This window comes from Streptomyces sp. KMM 9044 (genome assembly GCF_024701375.2).
Classification (GTDB): domain Bacteria; phylum Actinomycetota; class Actinomycetes; order Streptomycetales; family Streptomycetaceae; genus Streptomyces.
In genome coordinates this window covers 3602625-3615673 of the sequence record NZ_CP113910.1, presented here as the reverse complement: position 1 = coordinate 3615673, position 13049 = coordinate 3602625, and the positions used below count along the sequence as shown (strand labels likewise).

12 protein-coding genes and 2 pseudogenes are annotated in these 13049 nt (G+C 73.2%); 6 read left to right on the top strand and 8 right to left on the bottom strand.

All coding sequences use genetic code 11. The annotated features are described in order from the left end of the window. Positions 1-86: 86 nt before the first annotated feature. On the top strand, positions 87-722 hold the full coding sequence (upp, locus tag HUV60_RS16285) for a uracil phosphoribosyltransferase (protein WP_257850573.1): 636 nt from the start codon (positions 87-89) through the stop codon (positions 720-722). 150 nt (positions 723-872) lie between these two features. Here the strand turns inward: upp and HUV60_RS16280 are convergent, their stop codons facing one another. The 3 genes from HUV60_RS16280 to HUV60_RS16270 form a co-directional block, all read right to left on the bottom strand. Beyond that, complete coding sequence (locus HUV60_RS16280; protein ID WP_257851678.1) at positions 873-1493, bottom strand: LytR C-terminal domain-containing protein; 621 nt, start codon at positions 1491-1493, stop codon at positions 873-875. Between the two features lie 208 nt (positions 1494-1701). Beyond that, positions 1702-2004, bottom strand: coding sequence for a type II toxin-antitoxin system VapB family antitoxin (locus HUV60_RS16275; RefSeq protein WP_257850575.1), 303 nt, complete (start codon positions 2002-2004; stop codon positions 1702-1704). A gap of 124 nt (positions 2005-2128) precedes the next feature. Further along, a complete protein-coding gene (locus HUV60_RS16270; protein ID WP_257850576.1) occupies positions 2129-2851 on the bottom strand; it encodes a siderophore-interacting protein in 723 nt (240 codons plus the stop codon). 75 nt (positions 2852-2926) lie between these two features. Between HUV60_RS16270 and HUV60_RS16265 the strand changes: the two genes are divergently transcribed. The 4 genes from HUV60_RS16265 (at position 2927) to HUV60_RS16250 (ending at position 8554) form a co-directional block, all read left to right on the top strand. After that, complete coding sequence (locus tag HUV60_RS16265) at positions 2927-5125, top strand: penicillin acylase family protein (protein ID WP_257851679.1); 2199 nt, start codon at positions 2927-2929, stop codon at positions 5123-5125. Beyond that, a complete protein-coding gene (locus HUV60_RS16260; protein ID WP_257850577.1) occupies positions 5097-5738 on the top strand; it encodes a GNAT family N-acetyltransferase in 642 nt (213 codons plus the stop codon). The genes HUV60_RS16265 and HUV60_RS16260 overlap by 29 nt, the downstream gene beginning before the upstream one ends. A gap of 228 nt (positions 5739-5966) precedes the next feature. Then, positions 5967-7889, top strand: a complete 1923-nt coding sequence (locus HUV60_RS16255) for a copper resistance CopC/CopD family protein (protein ID WP_257850578.1) — start codon at positions 5967-5969, stop codon at positions 7887-7889. 32 nt (positions 7890-7921) lie between these two features. Further along, positions 7922-8554, top strand: a complete 633-nt coding sequence (locus HUV60_RS16250) for a TetR/AcrR family transcriptional regulator (RefSeq protein ID WP_257850580.1) — start codon at positions 7922-7924, stop codon at positions 8552-8554. A 427-nt stretch (positions 8555-8981) separates the two neighbouring features. On the opposite strand, the gene HUV60_RS16245 is transcribed toward HUV60_RS16250, so the two are convergent. Continuing rightward, positions 8982-9203, bottom strand: coding sequence for a CarD family transcriptional regulator (locus HUV60_RS16245; protein ID WP_257850581.1), 222 nt, complete (start codon positions 9201-9203; stop codon positions 8982-8984). Positions 9204-9285: 82 nt separating this feature from the next. On the opposite strand from HUV60_RS16245, the pseudogene HUV60_RS16240 reads away from it, so the two are divergent. Then, positions 9286-9746, top strand: a pseudogene (locus HUV60_RS16240) (ABC transporter); the annotation flags it as partial. Positions 9747-9923: 177 nt separating this feature from the next. Here HUV60_RS16240 and HUV60_RS16235 read toward each other — a convergent pair. The 4 genes and pseudogenes from HUV60_RS16235 to HUV60_RS16220 all read right to left on the bottom strand — a co-directional run. Continuing rightward, positions 9924-10304: a winged helix-turn-helix transcriptional regulator gene (locus tag HUV60_RS16235; protein WP_257851680.1), complete on the bottom strand. Its 381-nt coding sequence runs from the start codon at positions 10302-10304 to the stop codon at positions 9924-9926. Positions 10305-11171: 867 nt separating this feature from the next. Next, positions 11172-11924 (bottom strand): anti-sigma factor, encoded by a 753-nt coding sequence (locus HUV60_RS16230; RefSeq protein WP_257850582.1) that lies wholly within the window; start codon positions 11922-11924, stop codon positions 11172-11174. Next, positions 11921-12442, bottom strand: a complete 522-nt coding sequence (sigK, locus tag HUV60_RS16225) for an ECF RNA polymerase sigma factor SigK (RefSeq protein WP_257850583.1) — start codon at positions 12440-12442, stop codon at positions 11921-11923. Before sigK ends, HUV60_RS16230 begins: the two co-directional genes overlap by 4 nt. Before the next feature lie 276 nt (positions 12443-12718). After that, positions 12719-12973, bottom strand: a pseudogene (locus HUV60_RS16220) (YhjD/YihY/BrkB family envelope integrity protein); the annotation flags it as partial. Positions 12974-13049: the final 76 nt, after the last annotated feature.

The window sequence follows — 13049 nt, the reverse complement described above, 5'->3', positions numbered from 1 at the left end:
TGACGCCACCGAAGGAGTAGCGGCGGGCCTCGAGGCTTGCCGTGTGCGGGGAGCCGGGCCCGTCCCTGCCCGGTTAATGTGGGGCCATGCGTCTCCACGTCGTCGACCACCCCCTGGTCGCACACAAACTCACCACGCTGCGCGACCGGCGCACCGACTCCGCGACCTTCCGCCGTCTCGCCGACGAGCTGGTCACCCTCCTCGCCTACGAGGCCACGCGCGACGTGCGCACCGAGCAGGTCGACATCCACACGCCGGTGGAGCGGACCACGGGCGTCAAGCTCTCCCACCCGCGCCCGCTGGTGGTGCCGATCCTGCGGGCCGGCCTCGGCATGCTGGACGGCATGGTCCGGCTGCTGCCGACCGCAGAGGTGGGCTTCCTCGGCATGATCCGCAACGAGGAGACGCTGCAGGCCTCGACGTACGCCACCCGGATGCCGGAGGACCTCTCCGGGCGTCAGGTGTACGTGCTGGACCCGATGCTCGCCACCGGCGGCACGTTGGTCGCCGCGATCCAGGAACTGATCAAGCGGGGCGCGGACGATGTGACCGCCGTGGTGCTGCTGGCCGCGCCGGAGGGCGTCGAGGTCATGGAGCGCGAGCTGGCCGGCACCCCGGTGACCGTCGTGACGGCGTCGGTCGACGAGCGCCTCAACGAGCACGGCTACATCGTGCCGGGCCTCGGCGACGCGGGGGACCGGATGTACGGGGCGGCCGAGTAGCCGACCGGGCGGGCCCGTCCGTCGCCGGTGCACAGCCGTACACGGGCGATACGCAGCCGGTACGAAGCGGCCGTCCCGAGAGCTCGGGTTCGGAGCTTCGGGGCGGCCGCCGGTGTGTGCTCCTGCCCGCCCTCTGCCTCTGCCTCGGGGTCAGCAGCTCTTCTTGACGGCGGGTGCGGGCTCGGGGTCGTTCAGCGCGGCGAGGGCCCGGTCGGCCTCCGCCTCGGCCGTCAGCCGGGTGAAGTCGTCGCCGATGATCAGGTCGATCTCGCCGCCCTTGCGGGACGCCTCGGTGCGGCGTTCGGCGCCGGCGAGCTGGGTGCCGAGCACCGGCAGCGAGGTCTTGAGAGCGGACGCGGGGCCGAGGAGCACGCCGGTGCCCTTGACCGCCTTGTCGTACTCCTTGGTCGCGTTGCCCACGTCGCCGATCTTGAAGCCGCGCTTCTTCAGCTCGTCGGCGGTCTTCTTGGCCAGGCCGGACCTGGTCGTGGCGTTGAGGACGTTGACCGTGATCCGGTCGGGGCCGGGGAGCGCGGCACCGGGGCCCGGGCCGGGCGAGGGGCTCGCCTTGGTGACGCAGCCCGCCTTGACGCCGACCGCGGAGGCGGGGGTGCCGCCCCCGGTGAAGACGTCGAAGAGCTGCAGCGTGCCCCAGCCGGCCACGCCGAGCGCCGCGACGGAGGTGATGGCCAGGACGACGAGCCTGCCGCGGCGTCGGGGGCGGCGCATCCGCGGGTACTTGTCACCCCGGATCCGGTACTGGCCGCCCATGCCGGGAGGAGTCAGCATGCTCATGGGCGCAGCGTAGTGCGCTCCGGCCACTATGCCTACCGGATGATCATTCGATAAGGCGTAGTTCAACCCGAAAGGGTCAAAGCCCGGGTCGGCAGAGGCGTGTCCGGCGGGAGCGAAAGGGCCCGCCGGCACATCGGCGTGCTGCCGGCACGGGTCCGGGCCGCAGGGCCGCGGGCGGGGAGTGTCAGTCCAGTTCGAGTTCGAGGACGCGGGCGTGCAGCACCTGGCGCTGCTGGAGCGCCGCCCGTACCGCGCGGTGCAGCCCGTCCTCCAGGTACAGATCGCCCTGCCATTTCACGACGTGCGCGAAGAGGTCGCCGTAGAAGGTCGAGTCCTCGGCGAGGAGGGTCTCGAGGTCGAGCTGCTGCTTCGTCGTGACGAGCTGATCGAGGCGGACCGGGCGCGGTGCGACGTCCGCCCACGACCGGGTGCTTTCCCGGCCGTGGTCGGGGTACGGCCGGCCGTTTCCGATGCGCTTGAAGATCACACGGGAAGCCTACCGGCCCAGACGTTCCGGGCGCAGCCTCCTGGCTGCGGCGGCACGGGCAAGTGCGTACAGATCTTGACTGATTTCCGTCAAAGAGGGCTCGTGTGTCCGAATTCGGGTGCGGTCAGTTCGCGCGCCAGTACCCCAGGGCGTGCATCCGCTGCTTGGGCACGCCCAGTTCCCTGCGCAGGAACGCCGACAGCGTCCGGGTGGTCGCGGTGTCGCAGGCGACCCAGACGTACGGGTCGGGGTGGGCCCGCAGCAGCTCGGGCAGCTCCGCCCGGACCTGCTCGACGAGGTGGGTGCCGGAGCCGAGGCGCGGGACCTCGCGCACCTCGTGCCGCTCCGGGTCGGCGAGGCGGGGCAGCCCCTCCAGGGTGCCCTCGAACCAGATGGTCGCCGGTGCGGATCCCAGAGCGCCCAGCAGGGAGTTGATCGCCGGGAGGGAGGCCGGGTCGCCCACCGCGAAGACGTGCGAGGGGGCGGGGCCGGGCACGTCGAAGCCCGTGCCCTGCACGGTCGCCTCGACGGTGTCGCCGGGCTTCGCCGCCCGTGCCCAGTCGCTGGCGCACCCCTCGTGCAGGGCGAACTCCAGGCCGAAGGTGCCGGTCGCCGGGTCGGGGTCGACGAGGGTGTACGCCCGCTGGTGCGGTCTGCCCGCGTTGTCGAACCACAGCCGCACCCACATCGTCGGGTGGACGCCGGTCGCGGCGAGCATGCCGCCGTCGGTCAAGCGCAGCCGCCGGTAGTCGGAGGTGATGTCCTCGGCGCGTGTCACCGTGAACTCGAAGTCCTTGGCGCGCATCAACTTGAGGACCGCGCCCTCCCAACCCCGCCCCTGCCCCATCGTCCGTTCACCTTTCGCGTACGATTCCGCCACAGCTTACTTAGGGGAGCCTAACCTAAAGTGAATGGGGGCACAGTGACCGGCGAGATCTTCCGGGACGCCTGGGGCATTCCGCATCTGCGCGCGGGTGACGCCGTCGAACTCGCCCGTGTCCAGGGCCGGGTCACCGCCCTCGACCGGGCCTGGCAGCTGGAGACCGAACGACACAGGGCGCAGGGCACCTCGGCGTCCTTCCTCGGCCCCGGGGCCCTCCCCTGGGACCGTTTCGCCCGTCGTGTCCGCCTGGCCGACACGGCCCGCCGCTGCCTTGCCGAACTGGACCGGCGGGACCCGGAGACGGGACAGTGGCTCCGGGCGTACGGGGAGGGGGTCAACGAAGGACTGGCCTCGGCGGCGGCCCCGGGCACTTCCCCCTCCCCGGCCCCCGAGTTCGCCCGTGCCGCCCTCGTGCCCGGCCGCTGGGAGCCCTGGACGCCGCTCGCGGTGTGGCTCGCCACGCACATCCTGTTCGCCGGGTTCCCCGCGAAGCTCTGGCGCGAGCAGGCCGTGGAGCGGCTCGGGCCGGACGCCGCGGGGCTGTTCGCCGCCGACGGCCCCGGCACCTCCGGAAGCAACGGCTGGCTGGTCGCCGGGGAGCGGACGGTGACCGGGCAGGCGGTGATCGCGGGGGACCCGCACCGCTTCGTCGAGGACCCCGGCGTCTACCAGCAGATCCACCTGTCCTGCCCGGAGTTCGACGTCGTCGGCCTCGCCGTGCCCGGCGTCCCCGGCATCGCCCACTTCGGCCACACCGACACGGTCGCCTGGGCGGTCACCAACGCCATGGCCGACTACCAGGACCTCTACCGGGAGCAGTTGCGCCGTACCGGCGCCGGGGTGGAGGCGCTCGGCCCGGACGGCGTCTGGCACCGGGCCGCCCGGCACACCGAGACCATCGAGGTCGCCGGCGAGGACCCGGCCGAGGTCGAGGTGATCGAGACCGGCCGGGGGCCGGTGGTCATCGGCGGCCCCGAGGGCCTCGACGACGGGGTGTCCGAACCCGGCGCGCCCCCCGTCGCCGTCGCCCTGCGCTACCCGCCCCGCGTCACCGGGGACCTGGGGTTCGGCGCCCTGCTGCCGCTGCTGAGGGCCCGCCGGGTCGCCGACGTGGACCGGGCCCTCGACCTGTGGGCCGAGCCGGTCAACGTGGTCCAGGCCGCCGACACCGAGGGCGGCACCCTGTACCGGGTGGCCGGCCGGGTGCCGGTCCGGGCCGAGGCCAACCGGATCCGTCCGGTGCCCGCGTGGGAACCCGGCCACGACTGGGACGGCTGGCACGAGTCGCCGCGCGCCGGACTGACCGGCGGCGTCGCCGTGATGGCCAACCAGCGCGGCCCGGCGGCCCCGCTCGGCGTCGAGTTCGCCGCGCCGCACCGCGCCGACCGTATCGCCGCGCTGCTCGCACGGCGGGAACGCTGGTCGGCCGCCGGGATGCCCGCCCTCCACACGGACACCCACCTCACCTCCGCCGCCGCCCTCCTCGATCACGTGGCCGCCCTCGACGGCCTGACCGGACCGGCGGCCGGCCTGCGCGACCGGCTGCTGGCCTGGGACCGGCACATGGACGCGGACAGTGCCGGTGCGGCGCTTTACGCGGCGGTGCGCGGCGCGCTCGTACGGCGGCTGGCGGCGGACCCCGCGTTCGCCGGGCTGACCTCGCCCCCGGCCTACCCGGAGGTGTTCCAGCCCTGGCTCGCGCTGGTACCGCGGATCGGCTACGCGCTCGAACACCTCCTGACGGCGAAGGAGTTGTACGGCATCGACCGTCCGTCGGCGGTACGCGCGGTGCTGGAGGAAGTGGCCGCCCGGCATCCGGCCGGTACTCCGAGCGGCACCTGGGGCGACACCCACCGGCTGGCACCCTGGCGGGCCCTGCCGCCCACGACGCCGTACGACGAACCCGCGCTGTCCGGCGACCACGACTGCGTGCTGTGCACCTCCTCCGTGCCCGGTCTCACCGACCTCGCGGCGCGCGGTCCGGCCGCCCGTTACGTCTGGGACCTGGCCCGCCGCGAGGACAGCCGCTGGGTGGTGCCGTTCGGCGCCTCGGGCGTCCCCGGCTCGCCCCACCACCGCGACCAGCTGCCGCTGTGGCTCGCGGGGGACCTGGTCCCGGTCGTCACCGACTGGGACGGGCTCCGCAGGGAGGACGTGGTCCGGGCCCCGCACGGGGAGACCGGGGAGCACGGAGAGCGTGAGCGGAACGATGAGTCTCAGGAGGAGACCGGTGCCTGACCCGTCCGCCCCGTACGCGTCCCGCGTGGCCGTTCACGAGCACGTGGCCGACGGCTTCGGTTCCGTACGCGTGCTGCCGCTCGCCCCGTCGGCGGACACGCCCGTACTGCACCCCTGGGTGAGCGGTGAACGCGCCTTCTTCTGGGGCATGAACGGCCTCACCGAGCAGCAGGTGGCCGAGATCTACACCCATATGGACACGCTGGACACCCACCACGCGTACCTCGTCGTCAAGGACGGCGAGCCGGCCGCGCTGCTCCAGACGTACGAGCCGGGGGCCGACCGGGTCGGCGACTGCTACCCCGTCGAGCCCGGCGACATCGGCGTCCACCTGCTGCTGGCTCCGGCCGGCCCGAAAGGGGTGCGTTCCGGGTGGACCGCCGCGCTGGTGGCCGCGCTCATGGGGTTCGTCCTGCTGGGCCCGGACCGCAGGCGCGTGGTGGTCGACCCGGACGTGGCCAACGAGAAGGCGGTCGCCCGCTTCCTGCGGCAGGGTTTCACGGCCGGTCCCGAGGTCGTCCTGCCCGAGGTCGATCTGCCGGACGTGTACCTGCCGGAGAAGAAGGCCCGACTCGCTTTCCTCACAAGGGAGGCGGTCTTCGGCGACAGGTGACGCGGACCGGCGGACCGTCGTTCCGCCCGGTGGTGAGCATTTCGCGCCTGACGCCCGTACCCCATCTGAAGCCGGATTGCCGGACGGCCGGGAGGGGGGAACGACGTGCAGCGACGGCGCGGTGGAGCGGCGGGCGATGTCGGACGAGGTGCGGGTCCCGGAACAACGGGCCGCGGAGCGACGAGCCCCGAGACCCGGCGACTTCAGGGGCTGGTCCTGCTGGGCACCGTGCTGGTCCTGCTCCTCCTCGGCAGCGCGGGCCCGGCGAACGCCCACGCGGCGCTCCGCGGAGCCGATCCCGAGGACGGGAGCGTCGTCCGGTCCGCACCCCGGCACGTCACCCTGACCTTCACGGAGTCCGTCGCCCTGCTCGACGACTCCTTCCGGATCTACAGCCCCGACAACCACCGGGTGCCGCTGGGCGAGCCGGAGCACGCCGACGGCAGGTCCGACACCGCCCGCGCCGGCCTGCCCGACGGACTCGACGACGGCACCTACACGGTCGCCTGGCGGGTGGTCTCCGCGGACAGTCATCCCGTCTCCGGCGCCTTCACCTTCTCCATCGGTGAACCCTCGCCCACCGCAGCCGCGGTGCCCGCGCCCCCGGCGGAGCACCCGATCACCGCGAGCCTCTACGACACCGGCCGCTATCTCGCGTACATCGCCGCCGCGCTGCTCATCGGCACGGCGGCGTTCGCGGCCCTGTGCCGGCCGCCGGACACCGCCCCGCTGCGGATGCCGCTCGTCATGGGCTGGTGGACGCTGTCGGCGTCGACCGTGGTCCTCCTCGTCCTGCGGGCTCCGTACGAGAACGGCACGTCCCCGGCGACCGCGTTCGACCTCGCGGCCTTCACCGGTGTCCTCACCGAGCGGCCGGGCATCGCGCTGCTGGCCCGGGTCGCCCTGCTGGTGCTGACGGCGGCGATCCTCCTGCGCCTGCCTCTGCCGCGGCGAGGCCACGACGGGCCGGACGACCGGACACCGCCCGCCCGGCTCGCGGTGGGCACCGTCCTGGCCGTCGCCCTCGCGTTGACGTGGGCGTCGGCCGAGCACGCCTCGGCCGGTATCCAGGTCCCGCTGGCGATGACGTCGTCCGTACTGCACCTGCTGGCCATGGCCTGCTGGCTCGGTGGCCTCACGGCCCTGCTCGTCACCCTGTTCCGCGCCGCCGCGCCGCCGCCCGTCGCCACGGTCACCCGCTTCTCCCGCCTGGCCTTCCTCTCGGTGACGGTCCTCGTCGTCACCGGCGTCTACCAGTCCTGGCGGGGCCTCGGCTCCTGGTCGGCGCTCGCGGACTCGTCGTACGGGAGGACCCTGACCGTCAAGCTCGTGCTGGCGGCCGCACTGCTGTCGGCGGCGGGCCTGTCCCGCCGCCTGACGCTCCGCCTGGCGACGACGGCCTCGGCGGCCCCAGCCGCGGAGGCGGGCGCGGACGCGGATACGGAGAAGTCCGCGGAAAGGGCCACGGCGGCCGTGCGGGAACGGATCCCGGAACTGGTGGCCTTCGCCACCCCGGACAAACCGTCACCGGTCGCCCCCACCCAGCCCGCCGCCCCCACCGGGCCCCCCGCGGACGACGGCGTCCCGGGTCTCCGCCCGCCCGCCCCGGACCCGTCCGAGGTGTCCGGCCCCGACGCCCCGGCCCACGACCGCTACCACCGCGCCCTGCGCGTCTCCGTGCTGGTGGAAGCGGCGGTGGCGGTCGTGGTGCTGCTGGTCACGACGGTACTGACCAGCACTCTCCCGGCCCGGGCCGAGGCCGAGGCCGAGACGGCGGCGACCGGGACGGCTCCGGTCGCCGGACTGCCCGCGGCGACGGTGGTCACCATCCCGTACGCCACCGACGCCCCCGGCGGGAAGGGCAGCGTGCAGATCACCCTGGACCCGGGCCGGGTGGGCGAGAACGGCATCCAGGCGGTGGCGTTCGACTCCGCCGGCGCCCTGGACTCGGTCCCGGAACTCCGGCTCTCCTTCACCCTCGACGAGAAGGACATCGGCCCGATCGACGCCGGCCTGACCGACCGCGGCGGCTACTGGGCCACCAGCGACCTCGCGCTCCCCCTGCCGGGCACCTGGACGATGAAGGCGACGATCAGGGTCTCGGAGGTGGACCAGGTGACCGAGTCCCATTCCGTGCGCATCGAACCCTGAGCCGCAGGGATCAGACGCCCGTCGGCTTCTTCGTGTGCGGCGGCCGTGGCTGCGGTGGTGGCTGCCGCGTCGAGTCCGCGCCGGGGCTCCACCACTACTTCCCGAGCCGGGACGCCCTGGTCACGGCGCTTGTCGCCAAGGCGTACAACGACCTGGCCGACGCGGTGCAGGCCGCTGTGGACGGCACGGCCGTCCCGGCTGTTCCGCCCGTTCCGCGTCTGGTGGTCGCGGCCGAGGGCCACCGCGGTTGGGCCATCACCCATCCCGAGCGGTTCCAGCTCCTCTACGGGGCACCGCTGCGGGACTACGTGGCGCCCGTCAGGGGTTCCACGCCCCGGGCGATGCTCCGGATGAGCGCGATCTTCCAGCGCGAGCTGTCCGCCGGGTTCACCGCGGAACAACTGGCCGCGGCCGACGTCCCCGAGCCCTCGTCCCCGTTCCGGGCCCACCTGGAATCCGAGGGCTCCGACGGTACCGGCGCTCTGCCGCCGCCCGCCGCCCCGCTCCTCCTGAGCGCCTGGGGGCACATGCACAACCTCGTCGTCCTGGAGGTGTTCGGCCACATGCCCTTCCTCGGCGACCACCGGGCCGAACCGTTCCGCACCTCGACGCGCACCATGCTCGCCGACCTCCACCGGCGCATCCCGGCCACCGGACCGGACTGATGCCCGGCGTGCGCCGGGAGCAAGACAAGGACCCCGGCGGCCGGTCGGCGGTCCGGGGTCCTGGCGTGCCCGTTCACGCGGCTGCGCGCTAGCGCGCCCTGTGGTGGGGCGTACCCGTGTTCAGGTCCGGGAAGGGCGACGTCCCCGCGTCCTCGAACGGGAAGGTCTCGCCCTCCCCGAAGTCCGGGGCCTGGAAGGGGTCCGCCGCCGGAGGCGGCGATGCCGCGGTGGTCCGGCGCGGTGCCCCTTCCGGGGCGGAGAACAGCGAGGTCGGTTCGATGAGAGGTCTCCGATTCGGTGCGGGGCCGTGAGTGGGTCTGGCACGTCGTGACCGGGCCCGGCGGTCCTGGAGCCGCTGTCGCGACTGTGACGCAGGTCGCAGCGGCACCTTCGGCCCCGGGTACGACTACGGGTGCAACGGGTGCTGCTACAGCTTGCTCATCTTGGAGTACGGGCTCAGGATCCGGTGCTGCGCCGAACCGAAATCCACGAGTACCGCGATTCCGTCCTCGATGCCGATCACCCGGCCGAGACCGTACATGTCGTGCGTGACCTGGTCGCCCACGGCGAAGTACTTGGGCGGCGGTGCGACCGGGGCTTTGAAGGGGCTGGTGGGCAGAATGCGCTTCGATGCAAGTGGCTTTGTCATTGTCACCAGTATGGGCCTGCGGGCGCCGCTTGCTACCGTCCTCCACAGTCCACTACTCCCGGCTCCATGGGAAACTCGGGGCGTGATTATCGAACATGCATACGTATCCGGTGTCCCGCCCGACGGGGGCGAGGGGGAATGACCGTGGTCCGTGCCCTGTGTGCGGGGGCTCGTGACGGACGGCCTGCGCCTCACCGCGCCGGTGACCTGTCCGGTCGGTGAGAACGGCTCGGGCAAGTCGACGCCGGTCGAGGCCCTCGCCGAAGGTTTCGGTCCGGACTCCTGGGGCGGTTCGCACGACGGGCGCCATGCCGCTCACCGCCCGAAGTCGGTGCTGCTCACCGCCCGAAGTCGGTGCTGCGCGAGCGGATCCGCTTCGACGCAGGGCCGCGCGGACGCCACAGGCTGGGCAGTCGGCGTGCCCGCAAGGGTTTCTTCCTGCGCGCCGAGACGGCGCTGGACGCGCTGGACCGGGAGGGGGTCGCGCCGGATTCGGTCAGCCACGGCGAGGGCTTCCTCGCGGCGTTCCGGGGAAAGTTCCTCATCCGAGAGGGGCCGGCCGGGGCCGGACCGCCTCCTCGCGAGACCCGTTCCCTGCGCCCTGTCGACAGGCCGGCGTCCCTCTCCGCAATGGAGCGTCAGAGTCGTGGGCCACGCCGGGGCGTTGAGGTTCTTGACGCCCGAGTCGTCACTCACGTCCGTGACGAAGGTCAGGCGTCCTCAGGCGTCGAAGCGGTGGCGGGCGGCGTCGATGTGGCCGAGGTACTGGTGGGTCCAGCCGCACATGCCGTCGACCATGGCGCGCAGGGCCCTGCCCGGCTCGGTGAGGGTGTACTCGACCCGCGGCGGCACGGTGGGGTGCACCGTGCGCTCGACCAGGCCGTAGCGCTCCAGCATGCGCAGGTTCTGGGTGAGCATCTTGTGACTGATGCCCTCGACCGCGTCCCGCAACTCGCTGAAGCGCAGGGTCCGGTCACCGAGTCCTTCGATGATCAGCAGCGCCCACTTGTTGGCGACGTCCGAGAAGATCTGGCGCGCCAGGGAATCCGCGCGCCTCAGGTCCGCGTCCTCGGGCGAGCCTGTGTACTGCCTGGTTCCCATCAGGTTCTCCAGCCACCGAGAAGTGCGTTCTTCCAGCTCGACAGTCACTCTCCTACAGTTCCTGAGTAACCACAAGAGAGCATGGGTGTGCACCCTCACCGGAAGGACGAGCAGCACGGCCACCGCCGACGTCTTCCACCGTAACGTTCCGGCCGAGCCGGATCGAGGGCGTACGGCCATGAGCGGCTTTCCGTGGGACGCGCTCGCAGTCGGCCTGGCCTGGGGGCCGCCGCCGCGGCTCTCGTCACCCGTCTGGTCGACCTCGCTCGTGTGCCCGGCCCCCCCGGCCGGGGAGTGCTACGGCCCGGGGGGTCCTCCCGTGCTGTGACCGTCGGGCATGGCGGGCGAACGGGATACGGGGAGGGCGGGCGCCGACCGGGGGGTCACTCGGCGGTGACCATGGCGGAGTGCCATCCGCCACCGCCACCGCCAGGGCGGCGAAACCCGCCAACGCCCCGCTCAGCGCGGCCGGCGGCAGCCGTACAGGCCTGCGCGGGCTTCGGGATTGTTCCTCGTTCTCGGTCACGCGGGGAATCCGTTTCCGGAAGCCGGCCGGATGGGTCGCCACCAAGGTCGAACGGATTTCCCTCTCCGGCCCCTCCGCGCCGACTCCGGCCGCGGAGGGGGAAACGGAGGTGCAGAGGCGCGGACCCGGAGGCGCGGGGACGAGGACGCGGGGGACGAAGGAGAGCCGTCTGCCGTCAGGCGGTCCGGGGCGCTCTCCGGCAAGGGCCCGGCCGTCGGCCGGAGCTGCCTCGCCGCCCGGGGGGCGTTCGCCCGAGCGGCGACGCGACGCGGCCCGGCGGTCCGGGCGCCGGACCGCCGGGACGCGTCGTCCCTGTCGGTGTCCTCGTCGGGGACGTTCGCTCAGGCGGGCAGGGACATCAGGGCGACGGGGTCGCTGGTGGGCTGCTCCGAGCCGCCGCCGGGTTCGACGGTGATGCCCATGCCCGACGCTCCGTCGACCGCGCCCCGCATGAGGACGGCCTGGTCGCTGCGGCCGGGGTCCAGCAGACCGGCCGACCGCATGGTGCCGCCGTCGTCGAACCACAGCGGGTAGACCTTCCCGTCGGGTGGGCGGGCCGTCCCGGAGGCGACGAACACGGCCCTGTCCTGGCCGCGGGAGACGACGACGGTACCGGTGGCGCCGTCGCCCAGCCCGGCCGCCAGGGTCTTGGCGTCCGGCGCGGCCAGTACCGCGGCGATCCCGTCCGCCGCCTGCACGGCGCGACGCGCCCGGTCGCGTGCGTCCTCGGCCCGCTGGTGCTGCCACACCGCCGTCCCGCCGAGCGTCGCGGCCGCCGCGAGACAGGCGGCGAACGCCCACCTGGACAGCGTCCGGGCCCGCAGGCCGGCCCGGACGGGAAGGGGACGGGTACACGTACCGGGCGCCTGCTGGCGGACCGTGGAGATCCGGCGCAACACCTGCTCGCGCAGGGCCCGCGGGGATGTCGTGGCGACGGCGAGGCCCAGGCGCGCCGCGGTCGAGCCCAGTTCTTCCGTCTCCTGCGCGCACGGTTCGCAGTCCGTCAGGTGCCGCTCGAACGCGGTGTTCTCCTCGTCGGACAACGCGTGCAGGGCGTAGGCGCCCGTCAGCCGGTGCGGATCGGTGGCCGTCACGCGGTCACCCCCAGGCAGTCGCGCAGCCGCATGAGTCCGTCACGCAGTCGGGTCTCGACGGTCCCCAGCGGAAGCGCCAGTGCCTCCGCCACCTCGCGGTAGGTCGGCCCCCGGTAGTACGCGAGGGTGACGGCCTGGCGCTGGAGTCCGGTCAGCGTGCGCAGACAGCGCCGTACCTGTTCCCGCTCCAGGCGTGCCTCGACGTGCTCGGCCACCTCGTCGTACTCGGGAAGCCGGTCCAGCAGTGCCGCCTTGTGGTCCTGGGCGGCGGCGTCCACCGACCGCACCCGGTCCACGGCCCGGCGGTGCGCCAGGGCGAGGATCCGGTTGACGGCCGTCCCGCGGTCGGGGCGGTAACGGGGAGCGGTCCCCCACACCTCCACCAGCACCTCCTGCGTCACTTCCTCAGACTGCACCTGATCGCGCAGCACGGCACGCACGACACCCAGCACCGGCCCCGCCACGGTGCCGTAGACCCCGGCGAACGCGTCCTCGTCCCCCAGAGCCACCCGGGCCACCAGTTCCTCCAGGAGACCGGCGGAGAATAAGTAGCGTGTTCCACAAGGTCACATTGCTGGCCGGATCGCCACAAGGCGCTGGAAGCACGTCACTTGTTCATCGACGGGTCCCAGGCCGGGTCTCGTCGAGGGATTTCCGACGGTATGCACTGCTTCTTTCGCCGAGGGTCTCCGCGGTCGGGACCTGTCCGGTCGTAATCCGTCACCGTCACCACCCTGGATTGGTCACGGTGACGACGGGGCACCGCGGACCGCGCACGACGGCACGGGCGAGCCCTACGACACGGGGGACGCGCCGGTGTTCGCGTCGGCGGAACCGTCCTTGCCGAGCTCCGCCGTGAACTGCGCGCCGGTGAGCAGCGCGAGGTTGGACCGCCAGAGCCAGACGAGGAAGACGACGACGCCGGCGAGGGAGCCGTAGAGCCTGCTGTACGTGCTCAGGGTGGAGGCGTCCCGGGTGAACCCCGTGGAGACGGCCGGCCAGAGCGCGGCGGCCAGTATGCCGCCCGGCATGGTGTGGCCGCGCCGGCGGGGGTGGCGTCGGAGCCGCCCATGCCGTCGTCCGAGGCCGGTGCCGAGGCGGACGCCTCCGAGGAGGTGTCCGCCT